Below are 20,771 nucleotides of genomic sequence, written 5' to 3' on the forward strand. Positions count from 1 at the left end.
GATCTGGGTGCGTGGAGGTGCTGCTGGTGGCCGATCCGGTGAGAGTGCGCAGGCTGTCTGATCAGGAAGGGCAGCGGTTGCAGCAGATCGTGCGTCGGGGCAGTACCAGTTCGGTGCGGTACCGGCGGGCGATGATGATCCTGGCCTCGGCCGGTGGCAACCGTGTGCCGGTGATCGCCCAGTTGGTGCAGGCTGATGAGGACACTGTCCGGGAGGTGCTCCACCGGTTCAACGAGATCGGCCTGGCCAGTCTGGACCCTCAGTGGGCGGGAGGCCGTCCCCGCTGTCGGCGGTTCGTGAAGACTGGTTCTGGCACGGTTTCCGTGATCGGGCTTGCCTGGGTCAGTCGGTGAGCAGGACGCGTTTGCGGAGCAGGTCGGGTTTGGCACGGCCGAACATCTGCCGTTTGAGCATCTTAAAAGTTACGTGGAATCTGGCCGTGGAGATGATCCTGTCTCCTCGGTGCTAACCACGGAACTGAGGAGATGGCTTGAGCGGCACGGTGGTGCTGACGGAGAAGTGGCCGGTGTTCGCGCGGCACGAACGAGCGCGCAGTTGGTTGCAGGTGTGGACCGATCTGGGGCGTGCGCCGCGGACAATCGACGCTTATGCGCGGCGGTTGGCTGAGTACCTGGAGATGTGCGAGCGGGACGGCGTCGACCCGCTGGCCGCTGGCCGGGCCGACGTCGCTCGTTTTGTGCGGGAGTTGACGGAGCGGCCCAGCCGGCGGGGCGGCAATGTCGTGGCGCTCGACTCGGGATCAGGGTTGGCCGAATGCCACGATCCAGCAGCGGATCGTGCCGGTGCGGCTGTTCTACGACTTTCTGATGGAGGAAGGGCTTTGCGAGTCCAATCCGGTCGGGCGGGGCCGCTTCACGCCCGGTCGCCGGCAGCGTGGCTTGGTTCCTCGGTTGACCAAGCTGCCGTGGATCCCTTCTGAAGCGCAATGGATGAGCATTCTGGACATAGCGAAGACCGAGCCGATCCGCAACCGGGTGATGCTCGCGCTGGCCTATGACGCGTAACATACGCAGGCCAAATGGCCGGACCACTCTGTGGCCCGTCATCCAACAACCCCCTTCAGGGTGAACTTGCACGCCCCGCCTCACGCGAACCAAACAAACGGACCGAAGCGTGGCACACCAACCACTACCCGGACAGCGGCCGTTCGGAGCAGATCCGAGGAGACAGACATCTCACAACACCCGGAACCAGAGCAACAACGAGCACGCGCTGCTGCTGTTGGTGTTCACGGCGGCAAGGTCAACACCGTGGCTCCGGACGCGACAGCCTCGTCCCAGCGGGACAGCACCATGAAAGTGCTTCCCGACGGGTGGAAACGATGAAAATCCGTTACGACAAAGGCTACGGCCAGAGCGGCGGTGGCGGCGGGAGTTCCTGCGACAACCAGCCCGGCAGTCGCCACGACAGCTGCCACAACCGCAGCCGATTCGACCAATGCTCTCCACAGTGAAGTCCGGGTCCATGCAGAACATGGACGAGCTGCTCGTCGACGACTACCTGCCGGAACCGCTCGAGATAGCCTCGGCTCACGATGGCCAGTTCCTGCCCGGCCTTCCACCCGGATTCTTATTTGCTGATACCGAAAGGCTCCAGACCGCTACAGTCTGCAACTCGGCTACTACCGGGACTGTCTCGGCGTACCAGTGCGACGAGCTGCGGTGCGATGACCGCGCGCCAGCGGGCCTGACTCGATCAGCTTGAACGCCATCGCCAACCCGGCGGCGCGCGAGCCTGACCCTTTGGTGTTCTTCGTGCGGTAGCGCACGGTGGCGAGTTGGCCTCGATCGGATTGGTCGTGCGCAAGTGAATCCAGTGCTCGGCCGGATAGTCGTAGAACGCCAGCAACTCGTCGAGGTCGTCGGTGATCTTCACGACCGCCTGGGGGAACTTCGCGCCGTACGCGGCCTGGACCGCCGTCACAGCGTCCAGGGCGTGCCGGCGGTCCTCGGCGTTCCAGATCTCCGCAAACGTCTTCTTCACCCTGGGATGCGCGGACGTCGGCATGGCCGACAGCACCTTGCCGCTCTTGTAGAACCAGCAGCGCTGCTCGCGGGTGGTGGGGAAGACCTCGCGTAAAGGCGCCCCAAAAATCCCAGTGCGCCGTCGCCGATCACCAGCACCGGGGCGGTCAACCCGCGCCAGGCGCAGTCGCGCAGCAGATCCGCCCACGACTCGGTCGATTCGCGATACCCGTCGGCCAGAGCGACGAGCTCCTTGCGACCGTCGGCACGGGCACCGATCATCACCAGCAGGCAGAATTTGTGTTCCTCCAAGCGGATGTTGAGGTGTATCCCCTCCCCGACAGGTACACATAGTCCACACCGGACAGACCACGTACGGCGAACGTGCGTTGTTCGGCCTTCCACCGCTCGGTCAGATTGGTGATCACCGCCACGGCGGTACGCGTCGCCACTGATGATGCCGCCAAGGACTACGCCGCTAGGTACGGCATCGAGGTTCCCCAAGCACAACGGGACACCACCGCGATGACCGACCACCTGCTCAAGCCGGTTTCCTGACCAGGTCGTGAAAACCGTTCCCCGAGGAGGGCGATGCTACGCCAACTGTGGCGGTGGGGCCTGGAGCGTGCTGAGGCTCAGCGGTGTGACAACGGTTGCGGCGGGCTGAACATTTGTTTAGCCTCAGGGTCGTGGCGATTCCCGATGACTCGAGTGCTCGGACCCGGATCCGGGACGCGGCGCTGGAGAGGTTCGGACGCGACGGTGTGAACCGGGTGACGATCCGGGCGATCGCGGCCGATGCCGGCGTCTCGCCCGCGCTGGTGGTGCATCACTTTGGGTCGAAGGAGGCGCTTCGCCGGGAGTGCGACGCGTACGTTGTGGCGACGATGCGCGGCGACGGCATTGACAACACCGACGAACTGTCGGATGCGGCAGCGGGCAACGCCCGCGGGCTTTCCCGGATGCTTGACGCGGCCGCGCCGGTGCGCCGTTACCTGGCCCGCGCGTTCCTCGATGGCTCGCCCGAGGCCGCGGCGCTGTTCGACGAGATCGTCGATCTCACGGCCGCGTGGCTCGCCGACGGTGAACGAGAAGGGCGGGTCCGTCGCACCGAGCAGCCACGCACGCGTGCGGTGGTCTATGTGACCCATCTGTTGGCGCCGCTCGCGTTCGACGAACACGTCGCGCGTGTGCTCGGTGTCGAGGATCTGCACGACATCGACGTGACTCTGCGCTTCTCCCGGGTGGCGATCGAGATGTTCACCCACGGCATCTTCACCGACGAACGCGCGCTCGACGCGTGGGACGCGGTCAGGAAGGAGCGCGAATCGTGACAGCTCCTTATCTTCGCTCACGGCATCCACGTCGACGTTCAGCCGTACGTCGTGCTCGCCCATGCCCTGCAGGAAGCCGGACACGACGCCGTGCCGGGTGCTCCGGAGGGATCGACGTCCCTGGCTGAGCCGTACGGCGTGCCGTTCGCGCGCCGCTGTCCGACAACCAGAACGACATGAACGGCCCGGGGCTCCGAAAACGATCGAAACCAACCACCGAGGACTGCGGGCAAGCTCACCGCGGTCCGGCTGATGGCGCGCGAAGGCAGAACTGCGCAAGACCGGGCTGCAATGCGGCTGGGTGCTGTCCAGTTCATTCCCGAGCCCGATGATCCCGTTCGGCATCCCGAAGGCGCACATCAGCCGTGAACAGCCTATCGAAAGGTCCCACGATGATCACGACGACAGCGTCTGACGGCAGCAGCGTGCGTGCCTACGACGAAGGGCAGGGTCCGGTGATCCTGCTCCTGCACGGCGGCATGGACGAGGGCGCGTCGTGGATGAGGGTCGCTGCCCGGCTCAGGTCGCGGTTCAGGGTGCTGCGGCTGCACCGACGGCAGTACCGGCTGGACCTCAAGACCCGCGGAATGTGCACGATGGCCGAGGAAGTCGAACATGTCCGTGCCCTGGTGAAGCTGATCGACGAGCCAATGTTGATCGTCGGGCACTCCTCCGGCGGAGTGCTGGCGTTGGAGGCGCTGGTGGCGTTGCCCGAGGCGTTCGCCGGTGCCGTGCTGTACGAACCGCCCTGCGTCATCGGACCGCCGCTCGGTGGACAGGCGTTGGCACGGGCACAGGCGGCTATGACTGCCGGACACCAGGGCAAGGCGCTGGCGATCTTCCTGCGCGACATAGTGCGCACTCCGGCATGGGTCGCGTCGATGTCGGGGACCTTCGTCGCTCTGATGCCTCGGCTGGGCCGGCTCGCCCCGCATCAGCTCGACGACTGCGCGGCCATCGACAAGGTGGGCCTGCGGCTGGAGGCGTACGCGCGCATCGACGTGCCCGTCGTCCTGCTCGGCGGCGAACGCAGCCCAGACCACCTCGGTGAACGACTGGATGCGCTGGAAAACGCCATACCGAACACCGAACGCGTGCGGCTGCGCCGCCAGGGCCACGCGGCGAACACCTTCGCACCGTCCCGGGTGGCCGAGATCATCGCCAAGCTTGGCGACAAGGTACGACGCAAACCACCACAGTAAGGTGCGGCCAGACACCACGCCGGGGCGGCCCTGATCACCGGCCCCGGCATGGGCTCCGCGTCGATATGAACATCCATGCTCCACCCCAGCGTGGTCGGTGAGCTCGTCCAGCGGTCGCGCGTGCCCAGCCAAGGAGGAGGCGCCGGCCACCGAGGTCGACGTCGTCCAGTTGGAGCTCGCGGATCCTTCTCGGGTCGAGCGGGGTGGACGGCGGCCTGGCTGTCTCGACGGCGCTCACGGTACGATCGGCGAAGGTGAGCCGGGAAGCCTGGTCGGCGTTGTACTGTCTGCCGTCCTGGAAAGAGAACGCCATGAGCGCTGCGGCTGCCCAGACCGCTGTCGGTCCGATTGTGATCGTCGCACTCGACCAGCACGAAGATTCGCCGCTTGTGCACGACGGCTTGGCGCGCAAGATGGTCTCGGGTGTTGGCCGTCTCGCCGTCACCCTCGGCTCGTGGTCACCGATCCGACGGTTGGTCTTCACCGCGACGGAGAACAAGATCCCCGGCCTGTGGGCGAGCATGTTATGCCGCAAGCGCTACATTGACGAGAAACTGCTCACGGCGTGCGACGCCGGGATCGACGCCGTGGTCATCCTCGGTGCGGGATTCGACACCCGCGCCCACCGGCTGCCGATCCCACCGCGAACACCGGTGTACGAAGTGGACCTGCCACGCAACATCGAGCGCAAGCGAGCACGGTTGACTACGATCTACGGCGGCGCACCACCCGAATCCGTCCGGCTTGTGCCGATCGACTTCGAGACCCAGGCTCTCGGCGAGGTACTGGCCGAGCACGGTTACCAGCGCACGTGGCGCACGTTCTTCGTCTGGGAGGCAGTGACTCAATACCTGACCGAGGTCAGTGTCAGGGATGTCCTGGAATTCCTGGGATCGACTGCCCGCGGCAGTGAGGTGGTCTTCACCTACATTCGCCAGGATTTTCTGGAAGGAACCGCGTTCTACGGCGCCGAGTCCGCCCATCGGGAGTTCGTGGTGAAACGCCGTCTGTGGCGGTTCGGCTTGCTGCCCGAGCACGTCGCCGACTTCGTCCAGTTCTACGGGTGGACTGAGCTCGAACAGATGGGTCACCAGGAGTACACCGACAGATACGTCGCCCCCAGTCACCGGGCGTTGCCGGTGAGTGCGATCGAACGCGCTGTCCACGCTGTGCGGGCCTGACCTACCCGTTCACCGTGCCGGCACTGACAGGCGTTGGCCGCACGCTAGTGTTGCTCCCGGTGTGCCGGGAAGTCTGGTCGGCGATGAGGTGATCCGTCAGCTCGACCGGGAGACAATGTGGCACAGCACGTCCCAACGCAGGCAGGGTCCTCCACCGAGGATCCGGTCGAGGTCACCACGCTGGTCAAAGACCCCGTTCGTGATGAGGTCCTGATCCGACTTCAAGGCGCGGTCGTGCTGCCGGTCGGCAGCGTGGTCGAGCTCGCCGGAGGCGAGAACGCCCGCGTGGCGTCGATACGGCTCGCCGCGCAGGACACGGCTCGGGCTCAGCTGGTCATCCATGTCGTTCGGTCCCAGCAGGCTGCGCGGTCCGAGCGGTGAGCCAGCTGCTGGGCGCGCCGGTTCTGGTTGTCGCCATGCTGGTCATGGTCTCGTTGGCGCTCATTCCCCAGCGCCGATATCTGCGTGTCATGGCGGTGCTTGGATGGGTTGTGGTGTGGCTGGACGACCAGGTCTCTGGGCATTGGTCGGATTGGCTCGGAGCAGCGGTGGTCATCGCTTGTCTCGGAATGTTCGTGTCCGCCCACAGGGCTGAGCAGCGGTCGCACCAGCGATGAGGGTGGCGGATTAGGTCATGTCGGCGAACTGTTCCGCTTTGCCGGCAGGCCCTGCGACGATGAGGGTGTCGCCCGGCATGATCATGGTTTCCGCGGTGGCGTAGGTGAAGTCGTGACCACGGCGTTTCACACACACCACGGTCACACCGTATTTCGAGCGGATCCCTGACTCCCCCAAGGGTTTCCCGAACGCCCACGAGGGCGCGGCGGTCTTGACGATGGCGAAGTCGTCCTCGAACTCGATGTAGTCCAGCATCCGTCCGGTGACCAGGTGCGCGACTCGCTCGCCCATGTCGAACTCGGGCAGCACGACATGGTGCGCACCGATCCGGCGCAGTATTTTGCCGTGCTCGCGGCTGGTGGCCTTGGCCCAGATGTCCTCGACCTCGAGGTCGATCAGCAACGACGTGGTGAGGATGCTCGCTTCGGCGCGCCGCGCCGGGGCCGATGCTCTTGGTTTCGACCTGAGCCAGCAACCGGGTACGCAGCCGCAGCCTGCCACTGATCAGCAAGCCGAACAGCGAAGCCAGCGTCATCACGCCGAACCCGCCGAGCTGGATCAGGCCCAGGATCACCAACTCGCCGAACGTGGACCAATGGGCAGCGGTGTCCACCACGACGAGACCTGTCACGCATACTGCCGAGCCCGCGGTAAACAACGCGCTCACGAACGGGGTGGCGTCGCCTGACTCGGCCGCGATCGGCAAGGACAGCAGAACGGCCCCGACGGCCAGGGCGGTGCCGAACCCGAACACCACCACCCGGGTCGGATGCTGGACATGCACGAACAGCCGTCGCCAACCCGAACGTAACCACCCCAACCGTCGACACAACCTTTCCGGGTACGAAGCATCACGCCATGTGGCGAGCACCAGCGGTCAGTGTGCGGTCAACCCCATCTGTCCGGTTTCCGCCGGGTCGTTGTTTCCGCCATTTTTACACTGCCGGGCGGCCTACCGAGGAGCCATCCCCGATCGACCTGCTGAAACCTGAAGCGACGAGGGCGCCCGAGGCAAGGCGTGAGCACCGTCCTAACTGGCTGGACTTGCTCCGGAACCGCATTTGCGGCATGTTTACGCGCGGCGCGCCGGGAAGTCTGGTCGGCACCACGCTCCACTGGGGAGCGTGGTTCAACGACGGGGGAGGCTTCGGCGTGGCGTTGGTGCTCGCGTTCGGCCTGGTGTTGTTGATCAGCGTTTCACTGTCCGGCTTGGCCGCCAGAACGGTGCTGTCGACCGCGTTGATGTTCCTCGCCGCCGGGGCGCTGATCGGTCAGGGCGGGTTCGGCCTTGTCGATATCGCGCCGACCGGCCCGCTGGTGACCGGGCTCGCCGATATCGCACTGTTCACGGTTCTGTTCACTGACGGTCAACGAGCCAGTTTGCCCGCGTTGCGTGAAGGCTGGCGTCTGTCGGGCCGCGCGCTGGGCCTGGCGATGCCGCTCACCATGGCAGGAATCGCGTTACCAGCGCATTTTCTGGCTGGATTGGACTGGCCCACCGCGCTGCTGCTCGGCGCGATCCTCTCCCCCACCGACCCGGTTTTCGCCTCGGCCATCGTCGGCCGCGACGACGTGCCGTTGCGGCTACGCCGGCTGCTCAACGTGGAATCCGGCCTCAACGACGGCCTGGCCCTGCCGTTCGTGCTGATCTTCCTGGCCACGGCGAAAGGACAGGAGTCAGATCTGGGCAAGGTCGGCGTCGAACTCGCCCTCGGTCTGGCCTTCGGCATCGCCATCCCGGCACTCGTCGCACTGGCGTGGCGACTGAAGATCCTCACCGCAGAACCCCGCCTGCAAGCGCTCGGGCCCTTGGCCATCGCCATCGCCCTGTTCGCCACCTGCCACCTCACCCACGCCAACCCCTACCTCGCCGCGTTCATCGCGGGGTCCACATTGGCCACACTGGACCGGACCGCGGCCCACCACTTCGAACCGCTCGGTGATCTGCTGTCGGAACTCACGAAGTTCGGCGCGCTGCTGGTGTTCGGCGCGCTGATCACCCCCGAGCGCATCTCCCACCTCAGTCTCGGTGACTGGGCCGTCGCGGTGCTGGCCATCCTGCTCATCCGCCCGGCCACCATGCTGCTGTCCCTGCTGCGCACACCGCTACCCAAGCGAGAACGCAGCGCGGCGGCATGGTTCGGTCCCAAGGGTTTCGCCTCCGTGGTCTACGGCCTGCTCGCCCTGCAGGCAGGTATCCCAGCAGGCGAACACGTCTTCGACCTCGTCGCCGTCACGATCGCGTTGTCGATCGTGCTGCACTCGTCCACCGACGTCCCCGTTGCGAAGGCGCTGCGGGTCGAACCACCGGACAATTTGCCGACCGGCGCACGTAAAAACGATGATAGGGAACCTGCATGAACCTCCAGGCGGCCGTACGCTACGGATATGCGAGCGCGAGCCATGGCCGAGGACTATCCAGCCACCAGCCTGGATGCGGACGCGCTGGAGGCGGCCAGGTTGCTGGGCGAACACCGGATGCCCGGCCTGGTCGTGACCGACGAGCACGGCAGGCCGCATTCTGTGCTGGGTGCCTCTCAGGTGGTGCGGTTCCTGGTCCCGACCTATGTACAGGACGATCCGGCACTGGCTGCCGTGATCGACGAACGGTTCGCCGACAAGGTCGCCGAGAAACTGTCCGGCCACATCGTGCGCGAACTGCTGCCAAGGGACCGGCCGGAACTGGCTGTCGCGGAGGCGGACGACACGATCATCGAGGTCGCCGCGATCATGGCGCGGATGCGCTGCCCCCTGGTCGCCGTGGTCGAGAACGACCAGCTCATCGGTGTGATCACCGCGTCGCGGCTGCTGGAGCACGCCCTGCCGCTGCCGTAGTGACCGGTGCCCGGTGATCGCCGTCGCGGTCACCGTGTTCGTGGTGGCCTACATCCTCATCGCGACCGAGAAGGTCCATCGCCTGATGGCAGCGCTCGGCGGCGCCGCCGTGCTGCTGGCGATCGGCGTGGTCGGGTCGGAAGACGCCTTCTACTCCCACGAGACCGGCATCGACTGGGACGTCATCTTCCTGCTGCTCGGCATGATGATCATTGTCGGTGTCCTGCGGAAAACCGGCGTGTTCGAATACGTCGCGATCTGGGCGGCCAAACGCGCGGGCGGCTCGCCGTTGCGTGTGATGATCCTGCTGGTTCTGATCACGGCGGTCGCGTCCGCTCTCTTGGACAACGTCACGACGGTCCTGTTGATCGCTCCGGTCACGCTGCTGGTGTGCGAACGGCTCGGAGTGAACCCGGTGCCGTTCCTGATCGCCGAGGTGCTGTCGTCCAACATCGGCGGCGCGGCGACCTTGATCGGCGACCCGCCCAACATCATCATCGCCAGCCGGGCGGGGCTGTCGTTCAACGACTTCCTGGTCCACATGGCGCCGATCATCGTCGTGGAACTGATCGTGTTCACCGTGATACTGCCGTTGTTGTTCCGCGGCTCGTTCGCCGTGGACCCGGATCGCGTCGCCGACGTGATGGCACTCAACGAGCGCGAGGCGATCCGCGACTCACGGTTGCTGATCAAATGCGGTCTTGTCCTGCTGGCCGTCTTCGTCGGCTTCGTGGGCCATTCGGTTTTCCACGTCGAACCGTCCGTGGTCGCGCTGCTCGGCGCCGGTCTGCTCGTACTGGTGTCCGGCCTGCGTCCCAAGGACTACATGCCCAGCGTGGAATGGGAGACCCTGCTGTTCTTCGGCGGCCTGTTCATCATGGTCGGCGCACTGGTCAAGACCGGCGTGATCGGCCACCTCGCCACCCTGGCCACCGACGCCACCGGCGGCGACGCCCTGCTGGCCGTGTTGCTCATCCTGGGCGTCTCCGCGGTGCTGTCCGGCCTGGTGGACAACATTCCCTACGTCGCCACCATGAGCCCACTGGTGCAGCAACTCGCGGCGGGCATAGCCGACCCAGCCCAGTCCCAAGCCCTGTGGTGGTCGCTCGCGCTCGGAGCGGACCTGGGTGGCAACGCGACGGCGGTCGGCGCCAGCGCCAACGTCGTGGTCCTCGGTATCGCTGCCCGAGCGGGATCGCCGATCAGCTTCTGGGACTTCACCAAGAAGGGCATCGTCGTCACCGCGATAACGATCGTGATCGCCGCGCCGTACCTCTGGTTGCGCTACTTCGTCTGGTCGTGACAAAGCGCTATCATTCGGTGACGGTCATCGACGCCCGACACGGAAACGGCCACTGTCATGCCTAACATCGTCTACCCGCTCATCCTGATCACCGCCTTTCTCATGGTCGCACTGACGCTGCGCCTCCTCGAGAAACGACGACACTGAATCACGCAGCGCTCGTGTGGCCGCGCGCCACCGCCGCCGCTGGGCGTGTCGGCCCTGCTCGGCGGTCGGCGGACACGGAGAGATATCTGTCAAGACCAACCCGGTCTGGTGGCGATGACGCTCAGGAACTCGGTGTTCAACAACGGTGTGTCGGGAAGTCTGACCGGCAGTCACAATGATGCCGCCCCAGACCCGGGAACTGGTGGTGCCGACTTTCGCACACATTGGTGACGTGCTGATCTACACCAACTCTGGGTCGGTTACCTCGTCGACGAAAACGCAGCTGGCATTTGTGCCGACTGTCGCCGTGGCGCACGGTCGAAGAAGTCGTCGCTGCCAACCAATGCCATACGGCACGAATGCGTGAAATCGTCGACTGGCACTATCCAGTCCGTTTGTTCTGCTCGGGTCATAATGCCGCTGACGTGTCGTCCGGACTGTAGGTCTGGACGCGGCAGCGTGTGATCGTCCGAGGCTAGTTTCCGGATTGGGTGGAGCGATACGCGGTGATGTGGTCGGCGAGGTGAGCGGCGTCGTGCTGGACAAATCCGAGTAGCGCGGAACCTGCGGTGCGTTGCCAGGGCTGACCAAGCGTGTAAAGCCCAGCAACGGGGCTGATCCCACGGCTGTGGAGGAAGCTGCCGCGGTCGTCGATGGCTTCGGGGATGTTGATCCAGCTGTGGTCGCGGTGAAAGCCGGTTGCCCAGATGACGGTGGGCACCGGCAGGGTGGTGTTGTCGGCGAACACGGCGTGGTCGTCGTGGGTGCGGACCAGCCGTGGCCGCAGCGTGACACCCGCTCGGCGCAGGTCGCGCGTGGACAGTCCGATGACGGTACCTTCGCCGCGGCGCATCCACTGACCGCGGCGGGAGCTGGCGGGAGCGCCGATTAGGCCGGTGATGGTCTGCCACCAGAAGATGTCCCGGCCGAGAATGCGTTGCGGGACGGTGACGTTGCGGGTGCCGATCGCGAGGTCGACCGGCCTGGCGGCGGCCAGTTCGGCAGCGATCTGGAATCCGGAGTTGCCGCCGCCGACGACCAGCACCGGACCGGGCGGCAACTGGTCGGGATTGCGGTAGGCCGAGCTGTGCAGTTGCGTCACCTCGTCGGCCAGTCCGGTCGAGACCGGTGGGATGAATGGCGTTTGGAACGGCCCGGTGGCTACCACCACGTTGTGCGCCGCGATGGTCGCGCCGATGGTGCTGAGCAGGTAGCCGTCGTGCTCGGAATCTCGTCGCAGTGCCGTAACGCGCGTGTTGAGCCGGATCGGAAGGCTGACAGTGTCCACGTAGGTCTGGAGGTAGTCGGCTACCTGGTCCTTGGTGGGATAGGTGTCGGGTGCGGCGGGAAAGGACAGGCCGGGCAAACTGGCGTATTGGGCTGGGGTGAACAGCCGTAGCGAGTCCCATCGACTGCGCCATACGTGCCCGATGCTCGTTCCCGCGTCGAGGATCTCGAAGGTGAGGTCGCGGGCTTTCAGGTGGTAGCCGAGGGCCAGGCCCGCTTGTCCGCCGCCGATCACGGCCACATCCAGCATGGTCATGACCTGTTCTCCCGTTTCGCCTGGGTGACATGGCCCAGGATCCGGTCGGCTACGCGCGTGAATGCGGCCAGATCGGTTGCGGGCAGATCGCCGAGGATGGTGCGGGCGGAGTCGTGGCGGTGACGGGTCATCCAGCGGGCGGTCTCTGCGCCCGGCTCGGTCAGCACGACATGGACCGCGCGGCGGTCGGCGGGATGCGGCGTGCGTTTCACAAGCCCGTCCTGCTGCAAGGTGTCAATCAGTCCCGTGACGTGCCGGGGACTGCATCCCAATGCCTCTGCCAGATCACGTTGCACCAGCGCGCCGGCGCGGGCCAGCAGGTAGATCACCTCGGCACGGCGTTCGGTCAGCCCACGTTCGGTCAGCGCCTGGCGCATCGCCTCGGACAAGCGCGCGGCCAGCTCGAATGCCTTGTCGAAGGCGTCGATCGGTTTGCCGTCCATGGTCCCCTCCCCCAGCTCGTGCACAGAGTACATAGTGAAGTAGCTTCACTATATTTGGGTCGGCAGAATGATCTGGGGATAGGCCGCGTGAGGGTGATCTGTTGCGACGGCCACGACATGGCAGAGGGGGCGCGTGGCTTAATCCGGCGTGCTTTCCAGTTGAGGGTCAATAGGTGGCGGCCGGATGAGCCCAGGTCCGGTGGGGGTCTGGGCTGTGCCCTAGCTCGCGTCCCGCCGAAGCCGACACCGAGGTCGCCCGCAGGCTCCGACTGTGCCATCCATCCCAACCCTGGCAAGGAGGACGGGCATGCCTGGTCGCTGCCCACCGAACAGCTCATCACTCCAATCGGAACGACATGATCTTCACCCGTGGACCGGTGCAGATGACCGATGTGCGAGTGATCGACCAGCGGCTGTGGCAGCACGGACAAGGAAACTTTTACTCCGACCACGCCGTGGTCCTTGCCGACCTCACTGTCAGCGCTTGAGCATCCGTCGCCGAGCGTGCGTCTCCACCAACCGACGACATCCCACGACGCTGACTGGCCTGCCATACCCACCGGACCAGGCGTCGACTGGGATGGTTGCGCAACTACACCGATCCAAGCCCGCAGTCGGGACCTCCGCCCGGATCGTCAGACGTATGTGCCCCGCACCAGAATCCCTTCGCCCAGGTTATCGACACGCTCGACCACCAGCGGCGCCAATCCTGAGAACACCACCGCAGCGGCAAACCCACCTCACGTACCAACGATCTTGCTGTCACCTCCACATCACCAAAGTGGGAGAGGGCCACTCTTTTACAGTCTCGACCAGAGCCAGTACGAACACTTGTTGGCCCTCCAGGCGATGAGGCGGCGACACGTGTTGCGGGGTTGCCACAGCAGTGGGACAGAATCTGCGTTGGCCAGACGAGGTGGGGGTGGACATGCGCGAAGCCGGGATCGAGGATGTGCGGCGCCTGCGGTTGCTTGCGGTAACCGTACGAGGCCAGGACGACCTGTTGCAGTCGGGCGAGTACTTCGTTCCCGACTCGGTGGCGACACTGGCGGTGCGGCGCCTGCGCCGTCGCGCCCGAGTGATGTTCCTGATCGGCTTCGTGCTGTTCACTGGGTTCGTTGTGGGCGCGAACCTGCTGGTGGACAGGTTCGACGAGTTGCTCGCGACCGGTGAGGCCACGCTAGGCGTCGTGGTCGGCGGCGGGTCGGGTTTACGCGGCTCGGCGGGCTACATCGACGTGCGCTTCAGCGTCGCGGGCGTGGAGAGAACCCGTTCCATGAACCTTGACAACAGCAGTCCGGTGCTGGAGGTGGGTGATCCCATCACGGTGTTCTACGACCGCGACGACCCGGACCGGATCGCCGCTCAGGGGCGTGTCCAACGACCCGTTCCTGCCCAACATCCTGACCGCGATCGGGTTTGTCCTGTCGGTGATACTGCTGCCCCCGGGAGTGATCGGCCTTGTCAGGTGGAACCGACGCGCTCGAGATGTCCGTCGCCATGGTTGGTCACGGGGCCAGGTCGAGGCAGACGGCAAGCGGGTCCATCACATCCGCTTTCCCACCAGCCCGGACCATGCGATGACCGTGGTCACGACCCGGCCGGTCAATCACCACATTTCCCCGGAATTTCGCACCGGCGATGTCCTCGTCGGCGGCCACGGCAGACGTCTGGTGCTGGTGTTCACTCGCGGTCCTGTGCTTGCCGCGGCCCGTACGGTTCGTGGCCGACGGCCTGACCGCCGCTAGTACCCCAGCCCGGCTTCGGCACGCACTTCAACATCCGGACGTCATCGAGGTGGATCGCTGATTGCCGCGATGTTTCGCAGTTTGTCGAGTTGTTCTTCACTGGCGAGGGCGGTCAATTTGCCCTCGACATGCGGTGGCATCTCGCCGATGTCGATCTCGACACCGGACTTGTGCGAGTGGTCCACGAAGGTCAGTAACGCCTTCGCACCGGACATGTCCATGTAGGTGACGTTCGCCAGATTCAGTGACAGCTTCGGCTCGTCGTCTCGGAGCGTGGTGAAGACGTGGTCCGCGGACAGGAACGACAGCGGCCCCGCGATGCGGTAGGTGCCGGTGTCGTCCTGGACAACCGATGCTTTGCCTCGCCGCGACTGCACAAGGTGCACGATGAGCGCCAACACAACGCCGACACCGACCGCTACTGTCAGGTCGACAAGTACTGTGATGATCATCGTCGCGAACATCACGACGACGTCGCCCTTGGGCGAGACGCGGACCTTGCGCAGGCTTTCCCAGTCGAACATGCCGATCGCGGTCAGGATCAGGATTCCCGACAGTACCGCGAGGGGAATGTACTGCACGACGGCACCGAGGCCTGCCACCAGCGCGAGGAGGATGACGCTGTGTGTGGCGGCCGACAACGCGGTGCGGCCACCACTTCTGACGTTGACCACGGACCTGACGGTCGCCCCGGCGCTGGCCATGCCACCGAACAGCCCGCTGGCGATGTTGCCGAGTCCCTGGCCGATGAGTTCCTTGTTGCTGCGGTGCCGGTTGCCGGTGATGTTGTCCATGACGACCGAGGTCAGCAGCGAGTCGATCGAGCCGAGTAGCGCGATGCTGAGCGCGGGCAAGACGAGGGTGAGCAGCAGCGATCCGTCGAACTGCGGGATGGCGATCGTGGGGATGGCTTCCGGGATCTGTCCGATGTAGTCGACCACGGAGTTGAGCGCGACCGGTCCGATGCGCACGTCGTGCAGCAGTGAGCCGATCAAGGGCAGAGCCGCGGTGATGATCACGAGGGCGATCAGGCTCGCCGGTATCGATTTGATCAGCCGCGAGGACACGCGCATGAGCACGATCGTGACCGCGACCAGTAAGAAGCTTCGCTGCACCTGGTCCACTTCACCCAGGAGGATGATCAACGCGATCCCGCCCATGAAACCCGATACCACGGGGTGCGGTATGAAGCGGATCAACGAGCCGAGCCGGCACACTCCGAACAGGATCTGGAACGCGCCGGCCATGACGAAGGCAATGAACGCGCCCTCAAGTCCGTGTGCTGCGATGACTCCGGTGGCGACGACGGTGATGGGCCCTGTAGGACCGGTCACCTGGGCTGGCGTACCGCCAAATACCGCCGCGAAGAATCCCGCGAAGATCGCGCCATACAGTCCGACGAGTGCTCCCTCGGAACTACCGGTCGCGGTGATGCCGAAGGCGATCGCGAGCGGCAACGCCACAACGGCGACCGTCAGCCCGGACAAGATCTCTCTGGTGACTCGCCGGAACATCAGCCTCCGTTCTCCGTGCATGGCAAGGCCATCTCGACTCACCCGGAGCCGAGATGCCTCCATGACTTCGCTGTACTTCAGATCATCACGGAGCGTAAAGAAAAAGTAAAGGCTTTCTCAAGAGACGGGAAGGCTTCCCGTAGGGCGGCGAGCGGATACGCCGGAGGGCTGGACGCGAGCTCAACCGCACGCATCAGGACTGCAGATGTCGCTCAGGCCAGTTCAGCAGGCGGGCACCGAGAATCGCCGCCTCGAGGGCGAAGCGCTGCGTGGGGTCCCGCGGGTCGTGCCCAGTCAGCTGTTTGATCCGGTCGAGCCGATAAGTGACGGCGCGAACGCTCAAGAACAATCGCCGCGCAGCCGCGGCCGCGTTGTCGCGTTCGGCGAAGTACACCGCGAGCGTGGCCAGGAGTGGTTGCGCACCGCCGCGGACGCTGTTCAGTGGTCCGAGGACCGTGTCGACCAGGTCGATGATCGCTGCCCGGTCCCGAAACAGCACCTGGAACACCAGCAGATCGGTCGCTTTGAGGACGCGTGTCTCCAGCCCCAGCGAGGACGCCAGCTCCAGCGCGCTGCGGGCTTCCTCGTAGGAGCGGAGGATCCCTCCTGGGCCGGGATGTGCCCGGCCGACGGCGACCTGCCAAGTCCGGCTCGTGCCTAGGACGATCTCGAGGTGGCGTGCGAATTCGGCCGGGGCACCGGGCATTGTCCCGGGCAGGATGCACAGCAGCAGGTCGTGTTTGGTGGTGACCAGGACTTCACGGGCATCGAGTTGCCGTAGTAGCAGGGATTCCACACGACGAGTCACCCTGTCGCCGTCGGTGAAGGGCTCGTCCGCCTTGGCCGCGGCCACGACATAGCTACCCGCGAGGCGCAACCCGAACCGCTCAGCTCGTTCGGCCAGCCGTCCCAAGTCGCTGCGGCCGTAGAACAGGTCGTCGATGAATTCACGTCGCTCCGTCTCCTCCCGACGTAGTGTCGAGCGCTGCGCCTCGTCATAGCCGTCGGCCAGTGCCACGACTGCATCGTCCGCGGCACGCAGGACCGCCTCGGCGATTCTCGTGACCGCTTCCTTGTCGCGGGCCCTCGCGACTGCCGGGAGGTTCCGCCAGACCAGCCAGTTCGTGCTGAGGTAGAGATCGGCCAGCGAACGCAACGGAACTCCCTGTTCGGCTGCTCGCTCGCCCAGCGCGCGGCGTGATTCCAGTTCGTCGCGTGCAAGCCGCCTCCCTGTCGCACTCACGGCCTCCAACATCTCGATGTATCCAGCGAGGAACTCCGACGAGACACCGCCGGCATCTTCCACGGCACGCGCCTGCACGGCGGCGACGTCGACACGGTCGGTCACGATGAGCCCTTTCCTCGTCGTTGCCGGTGTTCGGCAACCAACTGGTCCCGACCGTAGCTGCAACAACACCTAGAGGACCGCGTCCCACCCCGACGACCATCGACGCTGTGCGCGCACTGACCCAACAGCTGCCGCTCGCCGACCACGGATTCATCGGCGACGGCCACAGTTGGGCCCTCGTCGGTCGAGACGGCTCGATCAACCGCATGTTCGTCTCGCAGGAGGAACGCGGACTTGTCTTCGACGAACACCACAGGTTCGTCGTCACCGTCGATGATCTACGAGACAGCAGGCAGTACTACCTGCCTGACACCAACGTCCTGGTCACGGAGATGCACAGCACCTCGGGTGTGGTGGAGGTGACCGACGCCTTCACCTCTCGTCCCCCGGCAGACCGCGTCGGCGATGTCCCCGCTCCCCGCGGCGAGTTGCTGCGCTACGTCCGCGTGCTGTCAGGCCACGTCACCCTGTGCTTGTCCATCCAGCCGATCGGGACCACGCTCCACCTGGTCACCGACCGGCCGCCGCGACCCGCTCTGTCCGTTCAGGCCGACGAAGACCTGTGGTTCCTGCTGCATTGGGGCAACAGCCCCTCACCGATGTCCCCGCGCCGCGTGCTCGACGACACGGCTACCGCGTGGCGACGGTGGACCGAAGCGATCACCTATCAAGGACCACACGCTGCAACAGTGCACCGCTCGGCCCTGGCACTGACGGGGATCGGCCGGTTCAAGCCCGTTGACGCCGCGCTCGCCGCGTCCGCTTTCCGAACTGTCGGCTTGGTCGACGAAGCAGACCAAGTCCTCCGCCGTGCACTCGACATCGTCGATGTCGGCGCCTCACACCGATGGCCGGGCCAGTTCCTCGACTGCGCGCACCAATGGGCCAGCAACGGCGGTGCTGTCGACGACACGCTCTGGGATCGGCTGACCGACGCCGCGCACCGCCTTCCGCCATCGCGCTCCACCTACATCACCGCCATGCACCAGGTCGCGCTGGATCGGCTGGCGCTGCTCAGCCGTCACCTCGGCGTCTCCGGGCAACGCGACTGGCGGACGAAAGCCGCCACCCTGCGAGACCGGATCCTGTGTGAAGCATGGGACGAGTCGCGACAAAGTCTCACGTCTCGGCTTCCCGCCAACGGCGAGCTGGATCCCAGACTCCTCGCCCTGCCGTCGCACCGGGTGCTCCCCGCTGGACATCCCCGTATGGCAGCCACCGCCCATGCCATCGCGGCGGAACTCAGTAGCGAGCCCGGGTTGGTGTTCGACCCAGGGCAAGAAGAGCGCGGTGCGGTTCTACGCTACGGCTTTCTGCTCGTCGAGAACCTGTCGGGGCAGCACCGCCTTGATGAAGCCGAGGCGTTGTACGAAGCACTCACCACCAAGTCAAACCCCATGGGGCTGTTCGGTGAACGCCTCGGGGACGGGCAGTTCCTCGGTCGTTTTCCTGATCCGGCCACACACACCGTGGCCATCGCCAGCGCAGTGGCGTTGGCCGATGTGACGCGGTGACTTGTTGTTGCCGGGCTCCGGCAACAAACCGGCTGCCGGTGTGGTGACGTGGAGACCTTGTTCCGGCGACTCGGCGGCATGACCATGGATGAGTACAGGGAGGTGTCGCCTTGGACGAATGGGTCATCTGGTTGATCTTCGCCGTCGTACTGGCAGTCGCCGAGATCTTCACCCTCACCGCGGCACTCGGCGTACTGGGTGCCGCCGCGCTGGTCACCGCCGTCTCCGCCGCGATCCTGCCGCTGCCCTTCCAACTGATCGTCTTCACCGCCGCGGCGACCGCCGGCGTGATCTTCATCCGGCCCGCCGCCCTGCGGCACATGCAACGGCCACAGCTCGAACGGTTCGGAGTGGACGCTCTGGTCGGCAAACCCGCCTATGTCCTGGAGGAAGTGACCGCGTTCGACGGCCGGGTCCGGATCGGCGGCGAGGAGTGGACCGCGCGTGCCTATGACGAAACGCTGACCATCGCGAAGGGCACGGTGGCCGTCGTGATGGAGATCCGCGGCAGCACGGCACTTGTCTACCCACGGGAGTGAACCATGGAAATCTCAGCGTTGCTCATCGCAGGACTCGTCCTCGCACTGCTGGCGATCATGACCGTGTTGCGCGCTGTCCGCATCGTCCCGCAGGCACGCGCCCGCAACGTGGAGCGGCTCGGCCGCTACAACCGGACCCTGCAACCAGGTCTGAACTTCGTCATCCCGTACATCGACCGGGTCTATCCGGCGATCGACCTGCGCGAACAAGTCGTGTCCTTCCAACCTCAACCCGTGATCACCGAGGACAACCTGGTCGTCGAGATCGACACCGTCCTGTACTTCCAGGTGACCGATCCACGCGCCGCCGCATACGAGATCGCGAGCTACCTGCAGGCCGTCGAACAACTGACCGTCACCACACTCCGCAACGTCGTCGGCTCGATGGACCTGGAGAAAACGCTCACCTCACGCGACACCATCAACAGCCAGTTGCGTGGAGTCCTGGACGAGGCCACCGGAAAATGGGGCATCCGCGTCAACCGAGTCGAGATCAAAGCGATCGACCCGCCCAAGACGATCAAAGACGCCATGGAGAAGCAAATGCGCGCCGAGCGGGACAAGCGCGCCGCCATCCTCAGCGCCGAAGGACAACGCCAGTCCCAGATCCTCACCGCCGAAGGCGACAAGCAGGCCGCGGTTCTGCGCGCCGAAGGCAACCGGACGGCCGAAATCCTGAAAGCCGAAGCCCAGGCGCGAGCCATCGACCAGGTCTTCCAAGCCGTCCACCGCAACGACCCCGACCCAAAACTCCTCGCCTACCAATACCTGCAGACACTGCCGCAACTGGCTCAAGGACAAGGCAACACCTTCTTCGTCATCCCCAGCGAGGTCACCTCGGCACTGTCCGGCATATCCAAGGCGTTCACCGAAGCCCTGCCGTCCTCACCAGCCACACGTGGCACCACGGCCCCCGACAGCCTTGCCGACCAAGCCGCCGACCAAGCCGCCGACGACGCCGCCCGCGCCGCAAAAGCCGCCGCCGAAGCCGTGGCCGACGCCGCCGAGGCCGACAGCGCTCGCCCACTGCCGTCCACGCTCACAAACCACAGGCAACAAGCATGACCCCGCCGGTGAACGGCAAATGCGCTGCCCTGTCTTGTCTTATGACCCCAGCAGCCAACAACGACCTGTCTCGATCAGGGTGCTCGCTGGCACTGGCATGACGTCACCGCCGTGGGTAGTCCACAATGGACCCACCTGTGATCGGCAGGATGACAGATATCCGTCTGGGCACCGAGCGTCTGCCGGGACGGCCCAAGCGGATCGGCTTCAACCGCGGCTCCCTGCACGAGGGTGGTGCGAACCGCGGCTGATGAACGAGATCATGGCCGCCTACCGAGAAGCCATGCGGGCAGCGAACTTCCTCAACTTCGACCTCGCTGAACTCACCGACGAACTCGGGAACGCACCGACGTTGCGGGAGCGATGCTCGACGCCGAGGCCGGACACGCCCGGAGCAGGACGACGACTCCCACTACAACGACGGCTTCATGGGACGTCGCTGACGTCGAGCG

Annotated in this window: 19 protein-coding genes and 2 pseudogenes; 15 read left to right on the forward strand and 6 right to left on the reverse strand. The window is 65.4% G+C overall.

Annotated elements, in window-relative coordinates:
- Positions 1-26: 26 nt before the first annotated feature.
- On the forward strand, positions 27-353 hold the full coding sequence (locus tag ALI144C_RS13785; protein ID WP_237774126.1) for a helix-turn-helix domain-containing protein: 327 nt from the start codon (positions 27-29) through the stop codon (positions 351-353).
- A gap of 444 nt (positions 354-797) precedes the next feature.
- Positions 798-1,025 (forward strand): hypothetical protein, encoded by a 228-nt coding sequence (locus ALI144C_RS56655; protein ID WP_202818938.1) that lies wholly within the window; start codon positions 798-800, stop codon positions 1,023-1,025.
- Between the two features lie 565 nt (positions 1,026-1,590).
- Here ALI144C_RS56655 and ALI144C_RS57410 read toward each other — a convergent pair.
- A pseudogene (locus ALI144C_RS57410) lies at positions 1,591-2,422 on the reverse strand (IS256 family transposase); the annotation flags it as partial.
- On the opposite strand from ALI144C_RS57410, the gene ALI144C_RS55410 reads away from it, so the two are divergent.
- From ALI144C_RS55410 to ALI144C_RS13815, 5 genes are all read left to right on the forward strand, one after another.
- Positions 2,406-2,543, forward strand: coding sequence for a hypothetical protein (locus ALI144C_RS55410; protein ID WP_168211241.1), 138 nt, complete (start codon positions 2,406-2,408; stop codon positions 2,541-2,543). The pseudogene ALI144C_RS57410 and the gene ALI144C_RS55410 sit on opposite strands and share 17 nt — an antisense overlap.
- Before the next feature lie 131 nt (positions 2,544-2,674).
- On the forward strand, positions 2,675-3,319 hold the full coding sequence (locus tag ALI144C_RS13800) for a TetR family transcriptional regulator (RefSeq protein ID WP_083753004.1): 645 nt from the start codon (positions 2,675-2,677) through the stop codon (positions 3,317-3,319).
- Positions 3,320-3,711: 392 nt separating this feature from the next.
- Positions 3,712-4,521 (forward strand): alpha/beta fold hydrolase, encoded by an 810-nt coding sequence (locus ALI144C_RS13805; protein WP_076987478.1) that lies wholly within the window; start codon positions 3,712-3,714, stop codon positions 4,519-4,521.
- 311 nt (positions 4,522-4,832) lie between these two features.
- A complete protein-coding gene (locus ALI144C_RS13810; protein WP_076987536.1) occupies positions 4,833-5,702 on the forward strand; it encodes an SAM-dependent methyltransferase in 870 nt (289 codons plus the stop codon).
- 117 nt (positions 5,703-5,819) lie between these two features.
- The gene (locus ALI144C_RS13815; RefSeq protein WP_076987479.1) at positions 5,820-6,083 is read left to right on the forward strand and encodes a hypothetical protein; all 264 of its coding nucleotides are present in this window, start codon (positions 5,820-5,822) and stop codon (positions 6,081-6,083) included.
- Between the two features lie 246 nt (positions 6,084-6,329).
- Here the strand turns inward: ALI144C_RS13815 and ALI144C_RS13825 are convergent, their stop codons facing one another.
- Entirely contained in the window at positions 6,330-6,722 is a 393-nt protein-coding gene (locus tag ALI144C_RS13825; RefSeq protein WP_330359585.1) for a potassium channel family protein, read from the reverse strand.
- Positions 6,723-7,388: 666 nt separating this feature from the next.
- Between ALI144C_RS13825 and ALI144C_RS13835 the strand changes: the two genes are divergently transcribed.
- The 3 genes from ALI144C_RS13835 to ALI144C_RS13845 are packed head-to-tail and all read left to right on the forward strand — an operon-like array spanning position 7,389 to position 10,458.
- Complete coding sequence (locus ALI144C_RS13835) at positions 7,389-8,681, forward strand: cation:proton antiporter (protein WP_237774127.1); 1,293 nt, start codon at positions 7,389-7,391, stop codon at positions 8,679-8,681.
- A 27-nt stretch (positions 8,682-8,708) separates the two neighbouring features.
- Positions 8,709-9,155, forward strand: coding sequence for a CBS domain-containing protein (locus ALI144C_RS13840; RefSeq protein ID WP_076987481.1), 447 nt, complete (start codon positions 8,709-8,711; stop codon positions 9,153-9,155).
- 13 nt (positions 9,156-9,168) lie between these two features.
- Positions 9,169-10,458, forward strand: a complete 1,290-nt coding sequence (locus ALI144C_RS13845) for an ArsB/NhaD family transporter (protein WP_076987482.1) — start codon at positions 9,169-9,171, stop codon at positions 10,456-10,458.
- A gap of 622 nt (positions 10,459-11,080) precedes the next feature.
- Here the strand turns inward: ALI144C_RS13845 and ALI144C_RS13850 are convergent.
- A complete protein-coding gene (locus tag ALI144C_RS13850) occupies positions 11,081-12,148 on the reverse strand; it encodes a flavin-containing monooxygenase (RefSeq protein ID WP_076987483.1) in 1,068 nt (355 codons plus the stop codon).
- Positions 12,145-12,591, reverse strand: a complete 447-nt coding sequence (locus ALI144C_RS13855) for a MarR family winged helix-turn-helix transcriptional regulator (protein WP_168211242.1) — start codon at positions 12,589-12,591, stop codon at positions 12,145-12,147. Before ALI144C_RS13855 ends, ALI144C_RS13850 begins: the two co-directional genes overlap by 4 nt.
- A 1,081-nt stretch (positions 12,592-13,672) precedes the next feature.
- On the opposite strand from ALI144C_RS13855, the pseudogene ALI144C_RS59010 reads away from it, so the two are divergent.
- Positions 13,673-13,939 (forward strand): annotated as a pseudogene (locus tag ALI144C_RS59010) (hypothetical protein); the annotation flags it as partial.
- 25 nt (positions 13,940-13,964) lie between these two features.
- The gene (locus ALI144C_RS13860) at positions 13,965-14,339 is read left to right on the forward strand and encodes a hypothetical protein (RefSeq protein ID WP_076987485.1); all 375 of its coding nucleotides are present in this window, start codon (positions 13,965-13,967) and stop codon (positions 14,337-14,339) included.
- Positions 14,340-14,380: 41 nt separating this feature from the next.
- Here the strand turns inward: ALI144C_RS13860 and ALI144C_RS13865 are convergent, their stop codons facing one another.
- Positions 14,381-15,853 carry a SulP family inorganic anion transporter gene (locus ALI144C_RS13865; protein ID WP_076987538.1) on the reverse strand — a complete coding sequence of 491 codons (1,473 nt, stop codon included), beginning with the start codon at positions 15,851-15,853 and terminating at the stop codon, positions 14,381-14,383.
- 193 nt (positions 15,854-16,046) lie between these two features.
- Complete coding sequence (locus ALI144C_RS13870; protein ID WP_237774128.1) at positions 16,047-17,201, reverse strand: PucR family transcriptional regulator; 1,155 nt, start codon at positions 17,199-17,201, stop codon at positions 16,047-16,049.
- A 107-nt stretch (positions 17,202-17,308) separates the two neighbouring features.
- On the opposite strand from ALI144C_RS13870, the gene ALI144C_RS13875 reads away from it, so the two are divergent.
- The 3 genes from ALI144C_RS13875 (at position 17,309) to ALI144C_RS13885 (ending at position 20,319) form a co-directional block, all read left to right on the forward strand.
- Positions 17,309-18,715, forward strand: coding sequence for a hypothetical protein (locus ALI144C_RS13875; protein ID WP_076987486.1), 1,407 nt, complete (start codon positions 17,309-17,311; stop codon positions 18,713-18,715).
- Between the two features lie 110 nt (positions 18,716-18,825).
- Positions 18,826-19,254: an NfeD family protein gene (locus tag ALI144C_RS13880; protein WP_076987487.1), complete on the forward strand. Its 429-nt coding sequence runs from the start codon at positions 18,826-18,828 to the stop codon at positions 19,252-19,254.
- Positions 19,255-19,257: 3 nt separating this feature from the next.
- Positions 19,258-20,319 carry an SPFH domain-containing protein gene (locus ALI144C_RS13885; RefSeq protein WP_076987488.1) on the forward strand — a complete coding sequence of 354 codons (1,062 nt, stop codon included), beginning with the start codon at positions 19,258-19,260 and terminating at the stop codon, positions 20,317-20,319.
- Positions 20,320-20,771 lie beyond the last annotated feature (452 nt).

Source organism: Actinosynnema sp. ALI-1.44, assembly GCF_001984155.1.
Taxonomy (GTDB): domain Bacteria; phylum Actinomycetota; class Actinomycetes; order Mycobacteriales; family Pseudonocardiaceae; genus Kibdelosporangium.